We start from the raw sequence: 22,902 nt of genomic DNA on the forward strand, positions 1-22,902 counted from the left end.
GGCACGCATGCGCGACGACGAAGCTCCTGGTAGACGGGTTCTCGACCAAGATCACCCGTGTCTGCCAGGGGCTTCGCGTGCTTGTCCACCCATCCTCGGTCGATCTGTCCAATCGCACCTTGCGGTTCCTGACCGGGCGGCTGAAGGCCAGGCGGCAGGAGATCGTGACGCGTTGGCGGCGTCTTCCCGCCTCGGGACAGGCCCTGCTCGCCCTGGCGCACCCGCGGTGCGGTGACACCTACGCCCAGTTGGCCGCCGGGTTCGGCATCGGGGTCGCGACTGTCCACCGCTACATACGTGAGGCCGTCGAGGCCCTGGCCGCCCTCGCCCCGTCCCTGGCCGAGGCGATGCGGACGATCCGGACGATCCAGACGAAGGCGTTGGTCATCCTTGACGGCACCCTGCCGCCGATCGACCGCATCGCCGCCGACACCCCCTATTACTCCGGGAAGCACCAGCGCCACGGCATGAACGTGCAGGTCCTCGCCGATCCGCTCGGGCGGCTGCTCCGGGCCTCGCCGGCTCTGCTCGGGTCGGCTCACGACCTGACCGCCGCGCGACAGCACGGGATCAGCGAAGCCCTCACCGAAACGGGGCTCAGATGTTGGGCGGACAAGGCGTATCAGGGCGCTGGCGGCTCCGTCCGCGTACCGTTTCGGGGCCGGCGCCTCAAGCGGTGGAAGCGCCGCCACAACACCACCCCCGCCAAGATCCGCTGTCTCGGCGAGCAGGCCATGGCCACCCTCAAGGGGTGGCGCCTCCTGCGGAAGCTCCGCTGCAACACCAACCGAATCACCGACGTCGTGAAGGCCGTCCTCGTCCTTCATCTCGCATCAACGTGAGGTTGGAAAAGGCTCAGTGGGAGCCGTCGAGTCGACTCGTCGTCATCCGGCCGCGGCGGTGAGCTCGTCGATCTCCTCGACGGTCAGGCGCAGGGTTGCCGCCGCGACGTTGTGCTCCAGGTGGGCGACCTTGGAGGTGCCGGGGATGGGCAGCAGGACCTCGGAGCGGGCCAGCAGCCAGGCGAGGGCGACCTGGGAAGGGGCCGCCCCGTGGACGGTGGCGATCCGGTCGACCAGGCCGCCGGGAGCGGCGAGCTGGCCGGCGGCGACGGGGGCCCAGGGGATGAAGCCGATGCCCTCGCGCTCGCAGTACTCCAGCACGTCGACCGAGGAGTGGTCGGTCAGGTTGTAGCGGTTCTGGACGGTGGCGATGTCGGCGATCTGGCGCGCCTGCTCGATCTGGTCGACGGTCACCTGGGACAGGCCGATCGCGGCGATCTTTCCTTCGTCCTGGAGATTCTTCAGTTCGCCGACCTGGTCGGCCAGCCGGACCTTGGGGTCGATGCGGTGGAGCTGGAACAGGTCGATGCGGTCCAGGCCCAGGCGGCGCAGGCTCATCTCCGCCTGCTGGCGCAGGTACTCCGGGCGGCCCAGGGGCTGCCACGCCTGGTAGCCCAGCTGCTTCACGCCGTCGTCGGTGCGGATCGCGTCGGGTCCGCTGCGGGCCAGGCCGGCCTTGGTGGCGATGAGCACGTCGTCCGGGTAGGGGTGGATCGCCTCCCGGATGATCTCCTCGCTGACGTGGGGGCCGTAGGAGTCGGCGGTGTCGATGAGCTGGACGCCCAGCTCGACGGCGCGGCGCACCACGCGGATGCACTCTTCGCGGTCGTCGGGTTGGCCCCAGACGCCGAATCCGGTCAGTCGCATGGCGCCGAAGCCCAGACGGGCGACCTTCTTCCCGGCGATGTCAAAGCTTCCGGCGGCATGGGCGGTGGTGTCGGTCATGGTGCGGGTCCTTCCTGGTGGTTGGTGTCTTGAGCATGGCTGCGGGACCGGGGGCTCGTGGATGCAGGTGAGTGCCGCCCCAGGGAACCGTTCGTGACGGGGGCCGGGCGGGCCCCACCGGGGGTGTGGCCCCGGCGGGGATGCGCCCTCCGCCCTCCGCGGTTCGGCGATGTCGGCGGAATGCCGGTCAGCAGTTGGAAGGTGCTGTCACTCCGCGGGCATGGGGAAACCGAACATCAGCCACGCCTGGTGGCAGGCCCAGGTGGGGTAGAGCTCGGTCATGGCGTCGAACAGCTCCTGGTCACTGGAGGTCTCCGCCTGGAGCCGGCCGAAGTCGACGAGGTACTGCTTGGTCCACTCGATGGACTCCGGCACGTCCGGGACGCCCGTCTTCTTGTGACCGGCGACGGCGTACTTCGGGTTCAGGGCCGCGAGACGGTCCAGCGCGGCGATCCAGTTGGCGCGGCTTTCGGGGGTGCTCTCGCCGACGTACTGGTGGCACTGGTTGTACAGGACGTCTCCGCCGACCACGAGGTCGAGCGAGGGCACGTACAGGGACGTGCTGTCGACGCCGTCCGTGTGGCCCTGTTCGATGATGCGCAATTCGTGGCCCTCCAGAGTGAAGGTCTCCTCCTTGTAGACCTCGGGCAGCGGGGTGTCGGTCGGGAACTGACCCGGCAGGAACTTGCTGAACCACGACAGGATGCTGAGGCTCTCCTGCGCCATCTTCACCGTGCTCGGGGAGCCGATGGCCTGGGCCTGGGGGAAGTGCTTCAGCAGGACACCGAGACCGGAGAAGTGGTCGATGTGGCCGTGGGTGATGTAGATCGTCGTGAGGTTGCGGTTGTGCAGCTTGACCCAGGCGGCCAGCGCCTCGGCCTCGGCAACGGTGGTGAGCGGATCGACCAGAACGGCGTCGTTCTCGCCGTAGATCAGGGTCGAGGTCATCGGGTCCCAGGCCATCGCCGGGCCGAGCGGACGGGGCCGCTCGCCCACCATCGGCTTCTCCGGGGCGGTGAAGACGTTGAAGTTCAGCGTGGAGGTCATGTTTCGCTCTTCCTTCCTTGAAGAGGGCGCCCGAAGCTCTCCGCGTTGTTCGTCCGGGAGATGTGAGCCCGTCAAGGGCGGAGGGGAGGCGGCGATCACGCCGGCTTCCTCAGGGCATCAGGCGCCTGGCTGGCAGGGCTTCCGCGGTGTGCGGGGCCCGCCTTGTATGTTCTATGCCATAGACCATAGAATAGATTCAGGCAGTCTGCAAAGAGTGGGCGGCACCACATCTCCACTGCGAGGAAGGGCGGCGGTCTCATGAGTCCCCGAAAGAGCGACAGCCGCGAACGGATGGTCCGCAGTACGGCGGACCTCCTGCGCGAGTACGGCGCGAGCGCGACCACCGTCGACCGGGTGCTCGCCCACAGCGGCGCACCGCGCGGCTCGGTCTACCACCACTTCCCCGGCGGACGGACGCAGCTGATCGAAGAGGCAGTGGAGCTGGCCGGGAACCTCATGGCCGGTGTCATCGACGCCGCCATGCAGGCCGACGACCCACTGGAGGGCATCGACGCGTTCTTCACGGTGTGGCGCGACCAGCTCGTGAACAGCCACTTCCGGGCCGGCTGCCCGATCGTGGCGGTAGCCGTGGAGACCAACGACGAGGCCCCGCATCTAACCCACTCAGCGGGCGCGGTCTTCGCCGGCTGGCAGGAGGCTTTCACCGCCCTGTTCCGGCGGCACGGCCTGCCCGAGGACCGCAGCCGCCGACTCGCCGCCCTCGTCGTCTCCGCAGAAGAGGGCGCGGTGGTCCTGTGCCGGGCGCAGCAGAGCGTCGAGCCGATGGAGGCGGTCGCCGCGGAGATCCACGACCTGCTGGTCCTCACCCTGAGCAACCGACCGTAACCCCCGTATGTGCTGCCCGCCGCAGCTTCAAGGAGTCGCCGTGCCCGCTCTCTGGTCCAGGCCCGGCTGACGCTGCTGCGGTCACAAGGCCATGGTCACCGGCCGCCGCAGCCGCCGGTATCGCCGACCGTTCGGCTCCTGAGGAAGTCCTCGCAGCCGCCTGTCGAGAAAGCACAGGCGCGGGTAAACAAGGCCGGCGACACCCGCGGCACCGTCAAGGCTCCCAGGTACACCCCTGTCCTCGCCACCCAGCTCCACACCATGGCGCGGCACCGCTCGGCTTGCCCCCGCAGCGGCCCGCGAGGGCAAGCCCCCGACACTCCAGGAGATTTTGCGTGACCACCACCGACCTTGCTGCCATGACCGGGCTGGAACTGCTGCGCTGGGAGGCGGAGCGTCCTGCGGACACCCCCAACATCCGCCGCCTGCTGGGCATGCGCTTCGACGAAGTCGACCACGGCCGCATCGTCATGTCCCTGAACACCTGCCCCGACTTCACCAACCCCCTCGGCACGGTCCATGGCGGCGTCGCCGCAACCCTGCTCGACTCGGTGATGGGCTGCGCCGTCCACTCAACCCTGCCCGCCGGTGTGGGTTACACGACCCTCGAACTCAAGGTCAACTACATCCGCGCCGCCCGTACCGACGGCCAGACCCTCACCGCCACCGGCACCGTCATCCACGCCGGCCGCCGCACCGCGACAGCCGAGGGCAAGGTCGTGGACCAGCACGGCAAGCTCATCGCCCACGCCACAACCACCTGCATGATCTTCCAGGCCGGAGCCTGAGACAGGCATGCCGCGCGCTCCCTACCAGGCAGACCGACCGAACGACGGCCCGGGACCGCAGAGGCCACCCGTTCCCCCGAGACGTTGCGGCCATGGACAAGCTGACACACAACGTCGTGCTCGTCGGCGTGCGTCCACCGTGGCCGGGCCCCTGTGCCTGTCCGGGTTCAGCCTCGTAAGCCAGAGCCAAACGCACCAAGGAGCCACCATGACAACCGTCCGGCCCACGGCTGTTGAACGCGCGCACGCGCAGCACTCTCCACACCGGCCGCAGGCCGTTCTCACCGTCACCGCCATCGTCACCGCGATCGCGCTCATGGACTACACCGCCCCGGCGCTCACCCTGCACGGCATGACCGCGGACTTCCACACCCCCGCTTCCGAGCAGGCCTGGCTACTCAACGGCACATCTCTCGGCCTGGCGGCTCTGCTGCTGGTGGCAGGCAGCCTCGCCGACGACTACGGCCGCCGACGCGCGTTCCTCACCGGCACCATCGCGATGAGTGTGGCCACCGGGCTCGGCACGCTCGCCTCCTCCACCTTGACCTTCACCCTGGCCCGTGTCGCCTTGGGCGCGGCCTGCGCGCTGATCATCTCCAGCAGCCTGGGCCTGATCGCACATGCCTACCCGGCCGGCCACGGACGCGTGCGCGCCATGGGGGTCTGGGGCGCTGCGGTCAGCGGAGGCACCGCCATCGGCCCGCTCGTCGCTGGCGGACTCGCCGAGGTCAACTGGCGGCTAGGCTACGCGGCCTTCGCAGTCGCCGCCCTACTCGCGGCCGCCGTAGCCACCCGCGTTCTGGGCGAGTCCAAGAGTTCACGCGGCGGCCGCCCCGACCTGCCCGGCGCCGCAGCGCTGGGCGCAGCGATGAGCACGTTGCTCACCGCGCTGACGCTGGGCCGCGACGGCTGGCTGCGCCTGCCCGTGGCCTTGCTGCTCGTGGCGACGGTGCTGCTGGCGACGGTGTTCGTCGCCATCGAGCGGCACAGCGCGGCTCCGATGATCGACCTTTCGTTGCTACGCCGGCCGCCCTTCCTCGCCTCCATGACTGGTGCGCTGTTCACCGGCCTGAGCGTGATCGCCCTGTTCAGCTACCTCCCCGCACTGCTCCAGCAGACCATCGGCATCTCGGCGATCGGCGCCGCCTGGCTGGTCTGCCTGTGGTCAGGGGTCGCCTTCCTAGTGGCCCTCCAGGCTCGGCGGCTGACGAACCACTTCTCCGCCCGCCACCAACTCGCCCTCGGATTCCTCCTTACCGCAGTCGGCGCGCTCACCATGCTCGGCGCCGTACCAGCGGGCTCCTGGCCGCGTCTCCTGCCCGGCGTCGTGGTGTCCGGCCTCGGCACCGGATTGCTCAACGCCGCGCTGCCACGCCTCGCCGTGGACAGCGTTCCGCCGGAACGCGCCTCGATGGGCTCCGGCGCCAACAACACCGCCCGATACATCGGCTCCGCGGCCGGGGTCGCACTGACCATCGCCGTCGCCACCTCCTCGCCTGGACATCAAGTCCAAGGCGCAGACAAGGTTCTCGCCGTAACCGCTGTCCTCGCCCTGCTCGGCGCCGTGACCACGCTCGCACTACGTGAACGCTCCCTCTGAGAGCCGGCAGTGGCGCCAAGGATCGCTGCTCAGCCAGACCCAGCTCGGGAGGCGGTTGGGAGAGGGGGAGCGGTCAAAGGGCAGTGGGAGTGGGGCCCTTCCGGGACCGGGAACGGAGGTGAGGAGGCCCGAGCACTGCGCAGCAGCGGCCCGGTGTGTGGTCGTCACAGGTCCTCCTGGTCAGGCTGCTTCGGTGAGGCCGGCAGCGGTCAGGTCCTGCTCGGAACACACCCAGCAACAACCACCCTGGACGCAGACACGATGCAACCCGCGTCCAGGGCGTTCGTTGACCACTGAGGCCATGATGAACGGCGATCATGCTTATGGGCTGGAGTACTGTTAGCAATCTTATCTCCTAGAGGGCGCGGCGCCGGGCCTTACGGCGGTGTGCCGGTCCACCCGATGGGCTGCTCCGTCCAGATGCACTTGCCCTCGGCGGTGTAGCGGGTCCCCCAGCGCTGCGAGAGCGCGGAGACCAACTGCAGCCCCCGGCCTCCCTCGTCCGTCTCGGCGGCCCGGCGGATCCGGGGAGTGGTGGCGCTGGCGTCCGAGACCTCGCAGATCAGCGAATTGCCGCGGATCAGCCGGAGCCGGGTGGGTCCCCTGGCGTGCCGGACGACATTGGCGACGAGCTCGCTGGCCAGCAGTTCGGTGGTCACGACCAGCTCCTCCAGGCCCCATGCCTCGAGCTGTTCGCGCACATGGGTACGGGCCAGACCGGCGGCCACCGGGTCCTCCGGCAGCGGCCACCCGGCGGTGTTCCCGGACGCCAGCCCATGGAGCCGGGCGATCAGCAGGGCGGTGTCGTCGGCGGTGAGCCGCTTCGCGGGCAGCATGGCCCCGACCAGGAGGTCACAGAGCCGGTCCAGCCGGTCGTGGTCCGTCCCGTGCCGGCCGCCCGCCCCGCGGCCGCTGGTACGCGGACGGGGCGGAGGACATGTGAGGAGCCGGCCGTACTCGCTGGTCAGCACCTGGGTGCACTCGGCGATACCGGTGTCGATGTCGCGCGCCGCGGACTCCACCAGGCCGTCGGTGTACATCACCAGCAGACTGCCGTCGGGCAACCGCAGATCCACGGTGGAGAACGGGGGCTCCCCGGCGCCCAGCGGCGGATCGGGCGTCGGCTCCAGGCACTCCACGCTGCCGTCGGGGCGCACGATCAGGGGCGGGGGGTGGCCGGCGCGGGCGAGGGAGCAGTGCCCCGTGATGGGGTCGTACACCGCGTACAGACAGGTGGCGAAGGAGTCGTCGCCCAGATCGCTGACGACCTCGTTCAGATGGGCCAGGACCTCCTCGGGCGGCAGCTCGAGGTTGGCGAGCGTGTGTACGGCGGTGCGCAGCCGCCCCATGGTGGCGGCCTCGGCCAGACCGTGGCCCATCACATCGCCGATGACGAGGGCCACCCGCTCCGCGGACAGCGGGATCACGTCGTACCAGTCGCCGCCGATGTCCGTACCGCTGCTGGCGGGCAGATAGCGAACGGCGGGGGTGAGGGCGGCCGGGGAGGGCAGGGCCCGGGGCAGCAGACCGCGCTGGAGCGCCTGGGCGCGGGCGTGCTCGGTGTCGTAGAGCCGGGCCCGGGCCAGCGCCTGGGCGACCATTCCGCTCAGGGCGGTGAGCAGGGTGCGCTCATCGGCGGAGAGGCGGCGGGGCTCGTCGAAGGAGACGGTGCAGGTGCCGATGGCGTTCCCCGAGGCGATCAGGGGGAGCACGGCCCAGGCGTTCTTCCGGGCGATGGCGGGGTTGCCGGTCAGATCGGGGAACAGCTGCTCGTACTCCTCGGTCGAGGAGATGAAGCGCGGCAGGCGCGAGCCGAGCACCTCGTTGAGCAGGCGGTAGCCCGCGAAGGCGGGGACCCCGTCGATCCTGCTGAGGAAGGTCCGGGGATAGCCCACGGAGCCCACCACGTTCAGCCGGCCGCCCTCCAGACACAGCATCAGCAGACCCGAGGCGCCGAACGGTGGCAGCACATGGGCGGCCACGACCTGGACGACGTCCTGGGTGGTCACCGCGTCGGCGAGCGCGTTGCCCAACTCGCTGATCCTGGCTGCCTGTTCGGCGCCGACGCGCTCGGCCTCCGCGCGCCGCGCGGCCTGGGTGCGCCGTTCGGTGACATCGGTGAGATAGGCCGTCAGCCCATCGGGCACCGAGACCAGCCGTATGTGGTACCAGCGGTCGTCGGTGGGCCACTGGATGTCGAACCCGGTCGGCCTGCCGTCGGCGGCGGCGCGCCGACACCGGTCCTCCAGCTCGGGGACCGTGCCCGCGGGGCCCTCCCAGAGCGGCCGGCCGAGCACCTCTCCGGCCGGCCCGACCAGGCGCTCGGCCTCGACGTTGAGGAAGGTGATCCGCCAGTCCCGGTTCACCGCGAAGAACGCGTCGCTCATGTACCGCAGCGCCTGTCCGACCGACTCCCGGGCCATTCGGCTCTCGGTGGTGTCCCAGACCTTCCCGAGCATGCGGACCGGCTCGCCGTTCGCGTCGAGCTCGAGATGGGCGCGGCTCTGCACCCAGCCGGTGGTGCCGTCGGGGCGGCGGACCCGGTACTCGGCCTCGTAGCCGCTCCGCTCGCGCAGCGACTTCTCGGTGGCGGCCATCACCCGCGGCATGTCCTCGGGGTGGATCAGATTGAGCCAGCTCTCGATCCGCCGCTCGTAGCCGCCGGGGAGGCCGAGAAGCGTCAGTCCCGCCCGGTCCCAGCGCATCTCACCGGTGTGGATGCCCCATTCCCAGGAGCCGGCCTTGACCGCGTCCACGGACTGCTGGACCACCGAGCCGCCCGGCCGCTGCTGCCACCAGGGGTACTCGTCGCAGTCGCCGACCCCGGCTCCCGAGCGCGAGAGGCGGCGCTCCGCCCAGCGTCCCACCGCCTCGAGGAAGGCGACCTGCTCCGGCGTCGGCTCCCGCGGGCCGATGAGGATGGACAGCGCGCCCACCGGCCCGTCCGGCCCGGTCAGCGGGACGGACGCCACTGTGGTCGCCGCCGGGAGGCTCCCGAAGGCGGTGCGTGCGGTCTCCCCGGGCCCGGCGGTCTCGCCGGGCTCGACGGCCTCCCCGACCCCGGGGGCTTCCTCCCCGACCCCGGGGGTCTCCCCGGGCCCGGCGGTCTCGCCGGAGGCCGCCGGCAGCCATACGAAGCGGCCGTCCCGCACGGCTCGGGCGGGGGCGAGCGGGGCCTCGTCCTGGCGGATCTCCTCCCAGCCGCCGAGGGCGGGCAGCGGCAGCCCGCTGGCGAGCACCAGGCGCAGCGTCCGGCTCCCGGCCGGGCCGCAGGACCAGTGCACCAGACCCGCGAGTCCGCCCAGCTCGGAGACCGCCTGGTCCAGGGCGTGCCGCATCACCTCACGGTCGGTGAGCTCGGTGCCGACCGCGGAAAGGAGGGACAGCCGTTCATCGCCCCATGAGTGGGAGCGCCCGACCGCGTAGGTTCCGCGCCGCTCCGCCATCCCAGAGCCTCACTTCGTGGAATAGGGCGTTCTCGGACAAACGTAGCACTGGCATATGCCGGACAGCACTCACTGGACGGCCGTGGCCGAGTTCCCTATTTTCCCTACTGGAAAAATAGGGAAAGATGGAGTCCGGCCGGATGAGGGGAGCGGGCGTGACGGTGGTGGATGCGGCGGCCGAAGCACCCGACCGCGCCTGGTGGCTGCAGATCGCCGGCGAGGCGGCGGACGACCTCGCCACGGACGCGGTCGTCCGCGACCAGGCCGGCAAGACGCCGTACGACGAGATCGCGCGGCTCCGCGAGGCGGGGCTGCTGGCGCTGCTGATCCCCGTCGAGCACGGCGGCGGGGGAGCGGGCTGGTCCACGGCCTGCGCCGTCGTGCGGAAGATCGCCGCGGCCGACGGCGCGATCGGCCAGGTGCTCGGCTGTCACTACCTGCTGTCCTTCAGCGCCCGCTTCTTCGGCGGGGCCGATCTCGCCGCCCGGGTGGAGCGCGAGTCGGCGGCCGGGCAGTGGTGCTGGGGCGGCGGGCTGTCCCCCCGCGAGCCACGGCTGACGCTCACCGCCGGGAGGGGCGGCCGGCTGGTGAACGGACGCCAGGGGTACGCCACCGGCGTGCTGGTGGCCGACCGGCTGGCCGTCCGCGCCACCCACGCCGACACCGGTGAACCGCTGGCCGTGCTCGTCGACACCGCCCACCCCGGTGTGGTGTGCGGCGGCGACGACGGGGACACCTTCGGGCAGCGGCTGGCGGCCGGCGGAAGCGTGGAGTTCGACGCGGTGCCGGTCGAGGACGACGCGGTGCTCGGCCCGCTCTCCTGGGACGAGGACACCCTCTCGCCGTTCAGCGGCCTGGCCGCGCCGACCGGCCGACTGGTCTCGGCGCAGATATGTCTCGGGATCGCGCAGGGGGTGCTCGCCGAGGCCCGCGAGTACACCAGGGCGGTGCACGCGCCCTGGCCGCACACCTCCCCGCGCGATCCGTACGCGCTGACCACCTACGGGGAGCTGACCGTCGCCACCTTCTCCGCCGCCGCCCTCGCCGATCAGGCGCTGGAGGCCCTGGACGGCGGGCTGGCGCGCGGCGAGGACCTGACCGACGACGAATGCGCCGAGATCACCGTGCTCGCCGCCGCGGCCGAGGCCGCCGCTTCCCGGGCCGCCCACGACGCCACCGCCCGCGCCCTGGACGTGGTCGGCGCCCGCTCCGCCTCCTCCGCCTACGGATTCGACCGCTTCTGGCGCAACGCGCGCACCCACACCCTCTACGACCCCGTCGCCCACCGGCTCCACGAGGTCGGGGACTACTTCCTCAATGGCGAGCACCCCCCGTTCACCCTGCCCTTCTGACGGCGCGGCGGGTCAGGGGCGGATAATCAGCGCATGCGGATCTCGGCGAAGGCGGACTATGCGGTGCGGGCGGCATTGGAACTGGCCGCGGCGGGGGAGGACATCTCCGTCAAGGCCGAGGCGATCGCCGGTGCGCAGGGCATCCCGCACAAGTTCCTCGAGGGGATCCTGGGCGATCTGCGCCGGGGCGGCCTGGTGGCCAGCCAGCGCGGTGGCAAGGGCGGCTACCGGCTGGCCCGCCCGGCGGACACCATCAGCATCGCCGAGGTGATCCGGGTGGTCGACGGCCCCCTGGTGTCGGTGCGCGGAGTGCGCCCGCCCGAGCTGTCGTACTGCGGACCCGCGGAGTCGCTGCTGCCGCTGTGGATCGCGGTACGGGCCAACGTGCGCAAGATCCTCGGCGAGGTGACCCTCGCGGAGGTGGCCGCGGCCAAGCTGCCCGGCGACGTCCTGGGCCTCGCCGAGGACCCGGAGGCGTGGACCAATCCCTAGGGCAAGACGCCTCTGGGCCCCCGGGTCGCCTTACGAGCCGGCGTCCAGGCCGTCGACTATGCGGTCGAGCAGCCGGGCGAACGTGGCGTCGGGGGTGAGCGGGCGTGGCGGGGCGGAGAGGGCCTCGGCGAGCTCCGGATGGTGTCCGTCGGCGGCCACCGCGGCGAGGTAGCGGGCTTCGGCGGCGGCCCGCTCGGGTGAGGCGGACAGCGCGGCCTGGGCGATCTCATCGGCGACGAGCCTGGCGGTGAAAGCCGTGATCAGGCTGAACACCTCCAGCTTCGCGCCGCCGTCCAGCGCGGTGGGCCGCAGGGCGGCGAGCGCGTGTTCCAGGAAGGCCAGGGTGTTGGGCCCGAGGGACCAGCGGCGGTTGAACAGCGCGGTGGGCAGCCAGGGGTGGCGGAGCATCAGCGCCCGCTGGGCATGGGCGATGGCCTTCAGATCAGCACGCCAGTCGCCGGTCAGCGGGTCCGGCGGTGACAGCTCGCCGCTCACGTGGTCGACCATCAGCTGGAGCAGCGTCTCCTTGTCGGGGGCGTAGCTGTACAGCGACATGACCCCGGCGCCGACCTGCGAGGCCACCCGCCGCATGGTGACCGCGTCGATGCCCTCCGCGTCCGCGAGGGCGACCGCCGCGGCGGTGATCGCCGCCCTGCTGAAGGCGGGTTTGCGCCCCTTGCGGGGACGGTCGGAGTTCAGCCACAGCTGCTGGGGGTCGACGCCTCCGGCGCCGGACCCGTCACCGCGCACCACGACCTGATCGCTCCTTCCCCGCCATGGCGACTTGCTCCGCCATGGCGACTGCCCCCCATGGCGACTCGCCCCGCCATGGCGACTTGCGGAATCCATCCAAGCATCTACTATTCTCGTACGTGGTACGGGATTACGGAGGGGAACGCCGAATGACGTCACACACGCGCGACGGAGTGTCCGGGGCCACGGACGGCGGGCCCGGAACCACCTGGGTCGCGCCCTCGGGCAAGCCGCGGCTGTCCGCACGGATGATGAGGGCGACCTGGCGCGGTCTTCCGGCCAAGCGGTACGAGGCGGGATGGGAGCCGGACCTCGAGGTGCCGGCCGCCGACGGCAGCCTCCTGATCACGGACCACTACTTCCCCCGCGCGGTCGGCGACTTCCCCACCCTGCTGGTGCGCTCGCCCTACGGCCGGGGAGTGCCCTGGTCACCCATGTACGGTGTGCTCTTCGCCGAGCAGGGCTTCCACGTCGTCCTCCAGAGCTGCCGCGGCACCGGTGGCTCGGGCGGCGAGTTCCACCTGTGGCGCAACGAGGTGGCCGACGGCCGCGCCACCGTGGACTGGCTGCGCGACCAGCCCTGGTTCAACGGCGCGCTGGGCACTCTCGGGCCGAGCTATCTCGGCTATGTGCAGTGGGCGCTCGCCCTGGACCCGCCGCCGGAGCTGCGGGCAATGGTGGTGCAGGTCGGCCTGCACGACCCACATGCCCTGTTCCACCGCAACGGCGCCCTGCAACTGGAGAACGCGCTGCTCGTCGGCTCCGGTATGGCCTCCCAGCACCGGGGGTTCGGCCCCTTCCTCCGGGCCACGCTGCGCCTCCGGCGGCATCTCGCGGAGATGACCCGGGCGCTGCCGCTGCGCGGGTCGTACGTCCGCGGACTCGGGGGAGAAGTGCCCTGGCTGGACGAGGTGATGTCACACCCGGACGCCGACGACCCGTTCTGGGAGGGCGCGTCCACGGGCGCCGCCGCGGCCACCTCGCGCGTCCCCACCTGCCTGATCAGCGGGTGGCACGACGCGCTGGTGGACCAGACCTTCGAGCAGTACGGCCGGCTGCGCCGGGCGGGCTGCGACACCTCCCTCCTCGTCGGCCCCTGGACCCACACCTCCGCGCTCCAGGCGGGCTGGCCGGAGGTCTTCGCCGAAAGTCTCGCCTGGCTGCGCGCGCATCTGTGCGACGACCCCTCGGGGCTGCGCCCGGCCCGGGTGCGGGTGCACATCGGCGGTCCGGTGCACACCGGCGGCCGGGTGCCCACCGGCGGCCAGGGGCAGATCGGCGGCCGGGGGCACTGGCGGGACCTCGCCGACTGGCCGCCGTCCCCGGCCGTCGGCCAGTGGTTCCCCGCGGGGGACGGGCGGCTCATCCGGCAGCGGCCCGAGGCGTCATCCGTTCCGCTCGCCGCCTTCCGCTACGACCCGGCCGACCCCACCCCGTCCATCGGCGGGCCACTGCTCTCGCGTACCGCCGGGAGCCGTGACAACGCCGACCTCGAGGGGCGCCCCGATGTGCTGACGTTCACCAGCGAGCCGATGAGCGAGCCGATGGACGTCCTCGGACCGGTGGCCGCACGGCTGCGGATCTCCACGGACACCGGGTACGCCGATGTCTTCGCCCGGCTCTGCGACGTCGACGAAAAGGGCCGCTCGGTCAATGTGTGCGACGGGCTGGTGCGGCTGCCCACCACACCGGAACACCCTCTGGAGGTCACCGTGCCGATGAGCTCCACCGCCCACCGCTTCGCCCCCGGCCACCGGGTCCGTCTGCAGATCAGCGGCGGCGCCCACCCCCGCTTCGCCCGTAACACCGGAAGCGGCGAGCCGACGCTCGACGCGACCACCCTCACGCCCGTGCGCGTCACCGTGCACGGGGGCTCGGCGCTGGAACTGCCTCAGGTCCGCGCCGAACGGTGAGAACGGTGAAACGGTCGCTGGCGCGCGGGGGGCGTCAGCGGCCGTCTCATCCGTCCACCACATAGCCGAGGGCCTTGTCGACCACATTGCGCAGGGGACGGCCCTCGCGCCGCCGGAGCAGATTGTCGAGGAAGAGTTCGCCCAGGTCGGCGCGCCAGTCCGTGACCTCGCCCGCGGTGTGCGGGGAGACGATGACACCCGGCATCTCCCACAGGGGCGATTCCACCGGCAGCGGCTCGTGGGTGAAGACATCCAGCGCCGCCCCGGCCAGCCTGCCCTGGGCCAGGGCGTCCACGAGGGCCCGCTCCTCGACCAGCGGGCCACGCCCGACGTTGACTAGCCGCGCGCCCCGCTTCATCGCCGCGAGCACGGGTGCGTCGACCATGCCACGGGTGGCGGGGGTGAGCGGGGCGGCCAGAACCACATAGTCCGCCGCGCCCAGCGCCTCGCGCAGGCCCGCCGGGCCGTGCACCACGCCGAAGTCCGGGTCGGCGGCCCGCGGTGTGCGGCCGGCGCCGCTGACCCGCATGCCGACCGCGCGCAGCAGCCGGGCGACGGCCCGCCCGATGGAGCCGGTGCCCCAGACCAGGACCGTGCGGTCGCCGATGCGCTCGCTGTCCTTGGGGCGCCACTCCCGGCGGCGCTGATGCTCCCAGGTGCCGGGGAAGTCCTTGGCGAGGGAGAGGATCAGCCCCAGGACGTACTCGGCGATGGGCCGGTCGTAGACGCCCCGCGCGTTGGTGAGCACCACCTCGGGGTTGCCGGTCAGCGCGGGGAAGAGGAACGGCTCCACCCCCGCCGCGGCCACATGCACCCAGCGCGGGGCCTTCGCCGGATCGTCGGGCCAGGCGCCGGCCACCGCGGAGGTCAGCGGCCACCACGCGAGCAGGGCGTCCGCGCCGGGGAGGAACAGCGGCAGCTCCTCCTCGGTGGCGTACACCGTCTCGGCGAGGGACTCGATCCGTGCCCGGTTGGGCGGCAGATGGTCCCGGTACAGGACGACCAGCCGGTCAGCCACGTCCGGCTCCCACGGCGGCGGCATCGGTCATGACGGGGCTCCCACGGGCGTGACGGGTACGGGCGGACGCCTCAAGCGTGGCCGGGACCACGCCGGTGGACAACGGACAGAGTGTCCACCCGATGACGAGGGACGGAACACGGTGGACGTTGACGGTGGCCGACGGCTGAACCAGGGTGATGGCCAGCCGGAACGCCAACGAATGCTTGATCCACGATGCCCGCCGCCGCCCCGGCATCGGCCCGCGCCGCAGCGCCCCTCCTCGTCCCCAGGAGATGCAAGCATGTCCCTTCCCAGAACCTCCCGCGATCCCTCCCGAGAGCCCCTCCAGGGCTCCGTGGCCACCCTGGACAACGCCCCCGTCACCGCCTTCCACCGCAAGATGGTCGCCGTCGCCATGGGCGGCCCGTTCTGCGACGGCTATCTGCTCGGCATCATGGGGGTGGCGCTCAGCCTGATCACTCCGGCCCTGGACCTGGACACGATGTGGACCGGGCTCGTCGCGGCGTCCGTCCTCGTCGGAGTCTTCCTCGGCGGTGTGGTGTTCGGCCCGATTACCGACCGGGTGGGCCGCCATCTGATGTATGTGCTCAACCTGGTCGCGTTCGTGATCGGCTCCGCGCTGCAGTTCTTCGTCACCGAGGCGTGGCAACTGGCGGTGCTGCGGCTGTTCATCGGCATCGCGATCGGCGCCGACTACCCGATCGCCTCGGCCCTCACCACCGAGCTGGTGCCCCGCCGGATGCGTGGCCCCGCCCTGTCCGGGCTGGTCCTGGCCTGGTGGGTGGGGTACGGGGTCAGCTTCTGGGCCGGCTGGCTGCTGCTGGGCACCGGCGACGACGCCTGGCGGTGGATGCTCGCCTCCGGCGCGGTCCCCGCCGCGCTCTTCCTCCTCCTGCGGGCGGGCGTGCCCGAGTCGCCGCGCTGGCTGGCGTCGCGGGGACGGGTGGAGGAGGCCAGGGAGGTCGTACGCCGCCACCTCGGCCAGGAGGTCAGCGCCGAGGAACTGCTGGCCGAGGTCCGCCAGGACCGGCGTGGCGGCTCCGGCCTCGGCAACCTCGCCGAGATGTTCCGGCGTGGCTACGGGATCCCCGCGCTGTTCTGCTCGCTGTTCTGGATCTGTCAGGTGGCGCCGGCCTTCGCGGTGCGGTCCTTCCAGCCGCAGATGCTGGAGTCCTTCGGGGTGACCGGCACCTTCGGCGCCAGTGCGCTGATCACCACCATCGCGGTCGCCGGAACGGGCCTGGGGCTGGTCGTGGTCAACCGCGTCGGCAGGCGTCCGCTGCTCATCGGCAGCTTCCTGTGCGTCAACGTCTCCCTGATCGCGCTCACCGTGCTGCCACTGCACTACGCGGCCCTGGTGGTGGCCCTCTTCGCCGCCTTCCAGTTCTTCGAGGCCGCGGGCAGCGGACTGCAGTTCGTCTATCCCAGCGAGCTGTTCCCCACCGATCTGCGGGCCACCGGCGTCGGCGTCGCCACCGCCATGAGCCGGGTGGGCTCCGCCTCCAGCACCTTCCTGCTCCCGATGGCCACCGCCGACCTCGGGGTCCGCGGCACCCTCGCCATCGGGGTGGCCATCACCCTCATCGGCCTGGTGGTGTCCGTCGTCCTCGCCCCCGAGACCAAGAACCTCGGCCTGGCCGAAGCCAGCAGCCGGGCCTGACGTCCCCGCCACCTGTCAGACCGCCCAATACCCTTCAGCGGAGAGGAATTCGCCCATGCGCAAGCTGGTCTCCTTCGACTGCTACCGCACGCTCATCAACTTCGACACCCGCACCGCCACCCACGAGATCGTCAAGGACCGGCTCGCCGAGATCGGAGTCGACCCCGATCGGTTCCACCACGACGCGTATGTGATGCGCTTCCAGGGCGTCCTGGACGAGTACCTGCCCTACCGGGAAGTCGTCCGCCGCACCCTGCGCAATGTCATGACGCTGCACGGCCTGGAGTACCGGGACGAGGACGGCGAGGCGCTGATCGAGGCCATCAAGAAGTTCACCCCCTTCCGCGAGGTCCCCGACGCGCTGCGCCGCCTCAAGGGCGAGTACGACATCGCGATCCTCTCCAACAGCGAGGACGACCTGATCACCTACGCCGTCGAGGCGCTCGGCGTGGACTTCGACCATGTGCTCACCGCCGAGCAGGCCGGTGCCTACAAGCCGCTGCCGCAGGCGTTCGAGTACCTCATGACGGCCACCGGCCGTGGCCCCGAGGACATCATCCACGCCGCCCAGGGCTGGGAGTACGACATCATGCCGACCAAGCGGTACCCGGGCATGCGGCGGATCTGGGTGAACCGCTACGGCTTCCCCGGCTCGGACGCCTTCCAGCCGTACGAGGAGATCAAGGACCTGTCCGAGCTGCCGCCACTGCTCGGCGTCTGACCCTCGCCCCGGCCACTTCCGCCGCCACCGCCCCCACCGCCACCCCACCGCTCTTCGCCGCGAAGGGAATCCATGACCGCCACCACGGCCGGCCGTCCGGCACCGGTCAACGGCCGCGTCGCCCACTGGTTCGCCGAACTCCCCACCCCCCGCCCGGCGTTGCCCGGCGACCGTGACGCGGATGTGTGCGTCGTCGGCGCCGGACTGACCGGGCTGTGGACCGCGTACTACCTCAAACACGCCGACCCCGGTCTCCGGATCACCGTCCTGGAGGCCGAGTTCGCCGGATTCGGCGCCTCGGGCCGTAACGGCGGCTGGGCCTCCGGGCTGATCCCCGGTGCCCGCGACCGGATGGCCAGGGCCTACGGCAAACCCGCGGTCCTGGACTGGCAGCGGGCCATGAACGAGGCGGTGGACGAGGTGATCGGCGTGGCCGCCCGCGAGGGCATCGACGCCGGCATCGTCAAGGGCGGCACCCTGCGCGTCGCCCGCACCCCCGCCCAGGCCACCCGGCTGCGCCACAAGGTCGAACAGGACCATGAGTGGGGAGTGGCCGACTCGGTGCTGCTCACCCCCGCAGAATCCGCGGCGCGCATCCGCATCGACGGGGTCACCGCCGCCGCCTTCACTCCGCACTGCGCCCGGTTGCAGCCGGCCGCCCTGGTCCGCGGCCTCGCCGACACCGTCGAGCGGCTCGGTGTCACCGTCCATGAGAAGTCCCCGGTCACCGCGATCGAACCGGGCCGCGCGAGCACCGCGCACGGCACCGTACGGGCCCCCGTCGTCCTCCGTGCCACCGAGGGGTTCACCGCGTCCCTCAAGGGGCTGCGGCGCACCTGGCTGCCCATGAACAGCTCCATGATCGTCACCGAGCCGCTGCCCGCCCGGATCTGGCGGGAGATCGGCTGGGAGGGCCGGGAGACCCTCGGGGACACCGCCCACGGCCATATGTACGCCCAGCGCACCGCGGACGACCGGATCGCGATCGGCGGGCGCGGGGTGCCCTACCGCTTCGGCTCGCGCACCGACCATGAGGGGCGGGTCGGCGAACGGACGATCGGCCAGCTCACCCGGACCCTGGAGCGGATGCTGCCGCAGACGGCCGGGGCCCGGGTGGACCACGCCTGGTGCGGGGTGCTGGCCGTGCCCCGCGACTGGTCCGCCACGGTCGGCCTGGACCGGGCCACCGGGCTCGGCTGGGCCGGTGGGTACGTCGGCCACGGAGTCACCTCCACCAATCTGGCCGCCCGTACCCTCACCGATCTGGTCCTGGCCCGCGACACCCGGCTCACCCGGCTGCCGTGGACCGGCCACGCCCCGGGCACCTGGGAGCCCGAGCCGTTCCGCTGGCTGGGGGTGCGCGGCCTGTACGCCGCCTATCGCCTCGCCGACCGCCACGAGGCGGGCGGACGTGTCCGTACCTCACCCATCGCCACCATCGCCGACCTCATCGCACGCCGCCCGTGAGGCCGGGTGCCGCCGCGTCCGGGCCCGGTTCGACGGCCCTGGGCGCGGCGGCCCGGCTCTGCGATGATGAGCGGTATCCGGAGGGAGTCCGTCCAGATGCCGTTGCTCACGGTCGCCGACGTCCTGCGTCTTCCCGTCATCGTCGCGGGACTTCCCCGTGTGATGGCCGGTGAGGAGCAGCTGGGCCGTGCGGTCCGCTGGGTGCACGTCACCGAGCTGCTCGACCCCGCCTCGTTCCTCGAAGGCGGTGAGCTCGTGCTGACCACGGGAATGCCCCAGCCCAACGACCCCAGCCGGTTGCGCGGCTATGTGGACCAGCTGGCCGACATCGGCGCCGCGGGGCTCGTGGTGGAGCTCGGCCGCCGCTACCAGCAGGTGCCACCGGACCTGGTGGCCGCCTGCCGCGCCCGGGACCTCCCCCTGATCGTCCTGTCCCGGGGCATCCGCTTCATCGAGGTGACCCAGACCGTCCACGCGCTGATCCTCGACGCACAGGGCGAACTGCTGCGCCGCTCCCAGCAGGTGCATGAGATCTTCACCGGGCTGACGCTGCGCAACGCCGAGCCGCAGGAGCTGGTGCGCGCCGCCGCCGATCTGATGGGCCGCCCGGTGGTCCTGGAGAACCTGCTGCACCACGCGGTGTTCTCCGGTACGGCGGGCGGCACGGCCGGCCAGGTCCTGGAGGCGTGGCAGCGCCGCTCCCGCGCCACGCCGACCCCCGACACCGCGCAGGCCAGCGGACCGGAGGGCTGGCTGGTGGCCCCCGTCGAGCACAACGGCCGGCGCTGGGGGCGGCTGGTGGCGGTGCCGAACGCGGCCGCCCCCGCGGCCGACCCGGAACACACCATGATCCTGAAACGTGCCGCCACCGCCCTCACCCTCGCCCGGCTGACCGGCCACACCCGGTGGGACCGCCAGGCCCACACCTGCGCCCTGCTGGAGCTGCTGCGCTGGAGCTACCGCGGCCGCACCGAGGCACGCATCCGCATCGAGGCCCTCGGCATACCGGTCGTCGGCCACCGCCTCATCGCTCTCGCCATCGGCCACCACGGCGCCACCGCCGACGAGACGGGCCTGGACGACCGGCTCGCCGACGCCCTGCGGGACTCCGGCACCCGGGCCCTGGTCGGGCGGCTCTCCCCGGACCGGACCGGGGTGCTGCTCGCCCTGGCCCGGGCCAGCGCCTGGCAGCCGGTGGTGGAGCGGGTCAGCCGGCTCACCGAGGAGACCCTGGGCGCGCCGGCGGTGGTGGCGGTCGGGCCGGGAGTGACCGAGATCGACCAGGTGGCACGGGCGTTCCGGGAGGCCGAGGAGGTCGTGGACGCCATCGGCCCCATCACCCCGCACCGGCCGTTCCACGTGCCCTCCGACGTCGGACTGCCCGAGCTGTTGTACGCGCTGCGCGACGACATCCGTGTGCAAAGGTACGTCGAGCACCAGCTGGGCAGGCTGATCGAGTACGACGAGCGGCACGGGGGCGATCTGCTGACCACGCTGCGCCACTACCTCGCCGCGGGCAACAAGTCCATCGCCGCCAAACAGATCGGCCTGTCCCGCCAGGCGTTCTACCAGCGGCTGCACACCATCGAACGGCTCCTCGGCCGCGATCTGGAGTCCGGTGTGCAGCGCACCCAGCTCCATGTCGCCGTCACCGCCCTGGACACGCTGACGGCGTCCGGCGCGGGAGGATGGGGCGCATGACATCCGAGAGCGGCTATCTGCTGGACAACCGGCAGCGCGAGGCCGGCCGGCGCTTCGACGCGCTGGCCGAGCTCTTCGACCCCTGGACCCTGGACCACCTCGACCAGCTCGGCCTGGCCACCGGGTGGCGCTGCTGGGAGGTGGGAGCGGGCGGGCCCTCGGTGCCCACCGCCCTCGCCGAGCGGGTCGGGCCCGGCGGGCAGGTGCTGGTGACCGACATCGACACCTCCTGGCTCACCGGGCTGTCCGGCCCGGCCGCCGGACCGATCGAGGTACGGCGCCATGACGTGGCGAGCGACGAGCCGCCGGGCGGTGGCTTCGACCTCGTCCACGCCCGGCTGGTGCTGGTGCACCTGCCCGACCGGGCCGAGGCGCTGCGGCGGATGGCCGGGGCGGTGCGGCCGGGCGGATGGCTGGTGGTGGAGGACGCCGACCCGGCGCTCCAGCCGCTGGCCTGCCCCGATGAGCGCGGCCCGGCCGAGGAACTGGCCAACCGGATCCGCCGCGGATTCCGCGCACTGCTCGCCGAGCGCGGTGTGGACCTCGCCTTCGGCCGCACCCTGCCCGCCCTGCTGCGCGGCGCCGGGCTGCACGACGTACGCGCCGAGGGCTGCTTCCCGCTGACCTCCCCGGCCTGCCGGGAGCTCGAGGCGGCCACCGTGCGTCAGCTGCGCGGGCGACTGGTGGCGGGGGGCCTGGCCACCGAGGAGGAGATCGAGCGCCACCTGGACCAGCTGCGCGGCGAGGGCATGGACGTCACCACGGCCCCGCTCATCACCTGCTGGGGCCGGCGCCCGCACTGAGCGCCGAACCCCCAGGAGCCACACTCAGTCGAGCAGACCGAGCCGGCTCGCCGCCCGGATCGCCAGCCAGACCTCGGCGAACGCGCCGGTGGTGGACAGATCGCGGCCGGTCAGCTCATGGAAGCGGCGCAGCCGGTAGGCGAGCGTATTGGGGTGCACATGGAGCGCCGCGGCCGCCTCGTCCGTGCGGCGGTCGCGCTCCATCCAGGTGCGCACCGACGTCAGCAGCCGTGAGCCGTGGCCGCTGTCGTAGCGCAGCGCCTCGCCCAGCACATGCTCGACCAGATCGGTGAGCGCGGCCGGGTCGTCGGGCAGCCAGCGGCCGGTGACATCGTCGCCGTACCGCACGAGGGCGCGGCCGGACGCGACGGCGTGGGAGGCCGCCCACAGCGCCTCGCGCTGGGCGATCCGCAGCGGGGAGCCGGGGCTGAACGGGCGGCTCATCCCGGCCGCCACACCCGGCAGGGACTCGACCGCCTCAGCCAGGCCGGGCGCACCGAGCAGATAGCGGTCCTCGCCGCGCTTGAGCAGCAGACACGGCTGGTCCTCCAGCGCCCGCAGCACGGCGTCCTCGGTGACGCCCCTCACCACCGCCAGCACGGTCTCGCCCTCGATGGAGTGGCGCAGCAGATGGCGGCGCGCCACCGCGGGTTCGAGGGCGCCCTGGAGCAGTTCGGCGAGGATCTCCGCGCCCTCGCGGCGCAGCGTCTCCCGCTCGGTGCGGACCATGGCGAGCTGGAGGGCGGCCACCGTGGCGATGTGCTGCACCACGGCGAGTCCCGCCGGGCGGGCGCCCTCGCGTTCGAAGGCGATGAGGAAGCCCGCCGGGCCACCGGGGGAGGGGACCGGGAGGGCGAAGCCACCGGGGATGGTCGGCGGGGCGTCCGCCGAGCCGGGGATCACCGACGCGTCGGGCGCGGGCACACCCGGCAGCAGCGGCCGCCCCTGCGGGGTGCACAGATAGATGTCGTAGCCGGACAGCTTCTCCAGCCGGCCGAACAGCGTCGCGGTGTCCAGGTTCTCCGAGGTCAGCCAGCGCAGCGCGCCGAACACCTGCAGCTGGGCGCCCAGCCGGTGGCGGGCGTCCTCCTGGACGGCGGCGGCCACCTCCTGCGCCACCGCCATGAACGGCACCGCCAGCGGGATCTCCAGGACCGGCATCCCCCGCTCCTCGGCGGCGGCGAAGAACGCGCGGCGCAGCGGGGGCATCCGCAGCTGCGCGGAGACGGCCAGGGCGGCCACCCCGGCGTCGTCCAGCCGCTCCAGATAGGCGCGCTGCCCGGCCGCCGAGCGGGGCATCGCTATCCCCGTCGTCATGATCATCTCGGAGCCGAGCAGCCAGGGCGTGGGGTCGTCCAGCTCGCTCACATGCGCCCAGGACACCGAGCGGTGCAGCCCGGCGCCACCCGCGATCAACCGCAGCTGCAGGGCCGGATACGACAGCAGATCGTCGACCGTCACGCCCTGCTCTTTGTTGTTCACCACAAATTGAGCCTAACTCTTTG

Annotated in this window: 18 protein-coding genes; 12 read left to right on the plus strand and 6 right to left on the minus strand. The window is 72.2% G+C overall.

Going from position 1 to position 22,902, the window contains the following annotated elements:
* The first annotated feature begins 77 nt into the window (after nt 1-77).
* Nucleotides 78-842: a transposase family protein gene (locus tag IEJ02_RS08925; RefSeq protein ID WP_191064247.1), complete on the plus strand. Its 765-nt coding sequence runs from the start codon at nt 78-80 to the stop codon at nt 840-842.
* A 42-nt stretch (nt 843-884) separates the two neighbouring features.
* On the opposite strand, the gene IEJ02_RS08930 is transcribed toward IEJ02_RS08925, so the two are convergent.
* Nucleotides 885-1,787 (minus strand): aldo/keto reductase, encoded by a 903-nt coding sequence (locus IEJ02_RS08930; protein ID WP_191064248.1) that lies wholly within the window; start codon nt 1,785-1,787, stop codon nt 885-887.
* A 207-nt stretch (nt 1,788-1,994) separates the two neighbouring features.
* Entirely contained in the window at nt 1,995-2,834 is an 840-nt protein-coding gene (locus IEJ02_RS08935; RefSeq protein WP_191064249.1) for an MBL fold metallo-hydrolase, read from the minus strand.
* Nucleotides 2,835-3,092: 258 nt separating this feature from the next.
* Between IEJ02_RS08935 and IEJ02_RS08940 the strand changes: the two genes are divergently transcribed.
* The 3 genes from IEJ02_RS08940 (at nt 3,093) to IEJ02_RS08950 (ending at nt 6,068) form a co-directional block, all read left to right on the plus strand.
* Complete coding sequence (locus tag IEJ02_RS08940; RefSeq protein ID WP_223863584.1) at nt 3,093-3,680, plus strand: TetR/AcrR family transcriptional regulator; 588 nt, start codon at nt 3,093-3,095, stop codon at nt 3,678-3,680.
* Nucleotides 3,681-4,015: 335 nt separating this feature from the next.
* Nucleotides 4,016-4,468 carry a PaaI family thioesterase gene (locus tag IEJ02_RS08945; protein ID WP_317985762.1) on the plus strand — a complete coding sequence of 151 codons (453 nt, stop codon included), beginning with the start codon at nt 4,016-4,018 and terminating at the stop codon, nt 4,466-4,468.
* A 208-nt stretch (nt 4,469-4,676) separates the two neighbouring features.
* Nucleotides 4,677-6,068: an MFS transporter gene (locus IEJ02_RS08950; protein ID WP_191064250.1), complete on the plus strand. Its 1,392-nt coding sequence runs from the start codon at nt 4,677-4,679 to the stop codon at nt 6,066-6,068.
* A 377-nt stretch (nt 6,069-6,445) separates the two neighbouring features.
* On the opposite strand, the gene IEJ02_RS08955 is transcribed toward IEJ02_RS08950, so the two are convergent.
* A complete protein-coding gene (locus tag IEJ02_RS08955) occupies nt 6,446-9,514 on the minus strand; it encodes an ATP-binding SpoIIE family protein phosphatase (protein ID WP_223863585.1) in 3,069 nt (1,022 codons plus the stop codon).
* 140 nt (nt 9,515-9,654) lie between these two features.
* On the opposite strand from IEJ02_RS08955, the gene IEJ02_RS08960 reads away from it, so the two are divergent.
* Together IEJ02_RS08960 and IEJ02_RS08965 are read left to right on the plus strand one after the other, a co-directional pair.
* A complete protein-coding gene (locus tag IEJ02_RS08960) occupies nt 9,655-10,866 on the plus strand; it encodes an acyl-CoA dehydrogenase family protein (protein ID WP_191064251.1) in 1,212 nt (403 codons plus the stop codon).
* A 33-nt stretch (nt 10,867-10,899) separates the two neighbouring features.
* Complete coding sequence (locus IEJ02_RS08965) at nt 10,900-11,358, plus strand: RrF2 family transcriptional regulator (RefSeq protein WP_191064252.1); 459 nt, start codon at nt 10,900-10,902, stop codon at nt 11,356-11,358.
* A 30-nt stretch (nt 11,359-11,388) separates the two neighbouring features.
* Here IEJ02_RS08965 and IEJ02_RS08970 read toward each other — a convergent pair whose 3' ends face one another.
* Nucleotides 11,389-12,111, minus strand: coding sequence for a TetR/AcrR family transcriptional regulator C-terminal domain-containing protein (locus tag IEJ02_RS08970; RefSeq protein WP_191064253.1), 723 nt, complete (start codon nt 12,109-12,111; stop codon nt 11,389-11,391).
* A gap of 251 nt (nt 12,112-12,362) precedes the next feature.
* On the opposite strand from IEJ02_RS08970, the gene IEJ02_RS08975 reads away from it, so the two are divergent.
* Nucleotides 12,363-14,024 carry a CocE/NonD family hydrolase gene (locus tag IEJ02_RS08975; protein ID WP_223863624.1) on the plus strand — a complete coding sequence of 554 codons (1,662 nt, stop codon included), beginning with the start codon at nt 12,363-12,365 and terminating at the stop codon, nt 14,022-14,024.
* A 46-nt stretch (nt 14,025-14,070) separates the two neighbouring features.
* Here IEJ02_RS08975 and IEJ02_RS08980 read toward each other — a convergent pair whose 3' ends face one another.
* On the minus strand, nt 14,071-15,042 hold the full coding sequence (locus tag IEJ02_RS08980; RefSeq protein ID WP_275558688.1) for a D-2-hydroxyacid dehydrogenase: 972 nt from the start codon (nt 15,040-15,042) through the stop codon (nt 14,071-14,073).
* Nucleotides 15,043-15,325: 283 nt separating this feature from the next.
* Between IEJ02_RS08980 and IEJ02_RS08985 the strand changes: the two genes are divergently transcribed.
* The 5 genes from IEJ02_RS08985 to IEJ02_RS09005 all read left to right on the plus strand — a co-directional run bounded on the left by IEJ02_RS08985 (nt 15,326) and on the right by IEJ02_RS09005 (nt 21,397).
* Nucleotides 15,326-16,705 (plus strand): MFS transporter, encoded by a 1,380-nt coding sequence (locus IEJ02_RS08985; RefSeq protein ID WP_191064256.1) that lies wholly within the window; start codon nt 15,326-15,328, stop codon nt 16,703-16,705.
* 55 nt (nt 16,706-16,760) lie between these two features.
* Nucleotides 16,761-17,426, plus strand: a complete 666-nt coding sequence (locus IEJ02_RS08990; protein WP_137976426.1) for an HAD-IA family hydrolase — start codon at nt 16,761-16,763, stop codon at nt 17,424-17,426.
* Between the two features lie 72 nt (nt 17,427-17,498).
* Nucleotides 17,499-18,893, plus strand: a complete 1,395-nt coding sequence (locus tag IEJ02_RS08995) for an NAD(P)/FAD-dependent oxidoreductase (RefSeq protein ID WP_191064257.1) — start codon at nt 17,499-17,501, stop codon at nt 18,891-18,893.
* 96 nt (nt 18,894-18,989) lie between these two features.
* Nucleotides 18,990-20,594: a PucR family transcriptional regulator gene (locus IEJ02_RS09000; RefSeq protein ID WP_191064258.1), complete on the plus strand. Its 1,605-nt coding sequence runs from the start codon at nt 18,990-18,992 to the stop codon at nt 20,592-20,594.
* Nucleotides 20,591-21,397: a class I SAM-dependent methyltransferase gene (locus tag IEJ02_RS09005; RefSeq protein WP_370467006.1), complete on the plus strand. Its 807-nt coding sequence runs from the start codon at nt 20,591-20,593 to the stop codon at nt 21,395-21,397. The genes IEJ02_RS09000 and IEJ02_RS09005 overlap by 4 nt, the downstream gene beginning before the upstream one ends.
* A gap of 24 nt (nt 21,398-21,421) precedes the next feature.
* Here the strand turns inward: IEJ02_RS09005 and IEJ02_RS09010 are convergent, their stop codons facing one another.
* Complete coding sequence (locus IEJ02_RS09010; RefSeq protein ID WP_317985763.1) at nt 21,422-22,882, minus strand: PucR family transcriptional regulator; 1,461 nt, start codon at nt 22,880-22,882, stop codon at nt 21,422-21,424.
* Nucleotides 22,883-22,902 lie beyond the last annotated feature (20 nt).

It is taken from the genome of Streptomyces sp. 5-10 (genome assembly GCF_014712245.1).
GTDB classification, from domain to species: Bacteria; Actinomycetota; Actinomycetes; order Streptomycetales; family Streptomycetaceae; genus Streptomyces; species Streptomyces violaceusniger.

Excerpts from the sequence above, each read along its gene's own strand:
- IEJ02_RS08935 (WP_191064249.1), bottom strand. The coding sequence starts at position 2,834 with ATGACCTCCACGCTGAACTTCAACGTCTTCACCGCCCCGGAGAAGCCG.
- IEJ02_RS08950 (WP_191064250.1), top strand. The coding sequence starts at position 4,677 with ATGACAACCGTCCGGCCCACGGCTGTTGAACGCGCGCACGCGCAGCAC.
- IEJ02_RS09000 (WP_191064258.1), top strand. The coding sequence starts at position 18,990 with ATGCCGTTGCTCACGGTCGCCGACGTCCTGCGTCTTCCCGTCATCGTC.
- IEJ02_RS08990 (WP_137976426.1), top strand. The coding sequence starts at position 16,761 with ATGCGCAAGCTGGTCTCCTTCGACTGCTACCGCACGCTCATCAACTTC.
- IEJ02_RS08930 (WP_191064248.1), bottom strand. The coding sequence starts at position 1,787 with ATGACCGACACCACCGCCCATGCCGCCGGAAGCTTTGACATCGCCGGG.
- IEJ02_RS08940 (WP_223863584.1), top strand. The coding sequence starts at position 3,093 with ATGAGTCCCCGAAAGAGCGACAGCCGCGAACGGATGGTCCGCAGTACG.
- IEJ02_RS08975 (WP_223863624.1), top strand. The coding sequence starts at position 12,363 with ATGAGGGCGACCTGGCGCGGTCTTCCGGCCAAGCGGTACGAGGCGGGA.
- IEJ02_RS08995 (WP_191064257.1), top strand. The coding sequence starts at position 17,499 with ATGACCGCCACCACGGCCGGCCGTCCGGCACCGGTCAACGGCCGCGTC.
- IEJ02_RS09005 (WP_370467006.1), top strand. The coding sequence starts at position 20,591 with ATGACATCCGAGAGCGGCTATCTGCTGGACAACCGGCAGCGCGAGGCC.
- IEJ02_RS08965 (WP_191064252.1), top strand. The coding sequence starts at position 10,900 with ATGCGGATCTCGGCGAAGGCGGACTATGCGGTGCGGGCGGCATTGGAA.
- IEJ02_RS08985 (WP_191064256.1), top strand. The coding sequence starts at position 15,326 with ATGTCCCTTCCCAGAACCTCCCGCGATCCCTCCCGAGAGCCCCTCCAG.
- IEJ02_RS08960 (WP_191064251.1), top strand. The coding sequence starts at position 9,655 with ATGAGGGGAGCGGGCGTGACGGTGGTGGATGCGGCGGCCGAAGCACCC.
- IEJ02_RS08955 (WP_223863585.1), bottom strand. The coding sequence starts at position 9,514 with ATGGCGGAGCGGCGCGGAACCTACGCGGTCGGGCGCTCCCACTCATGG.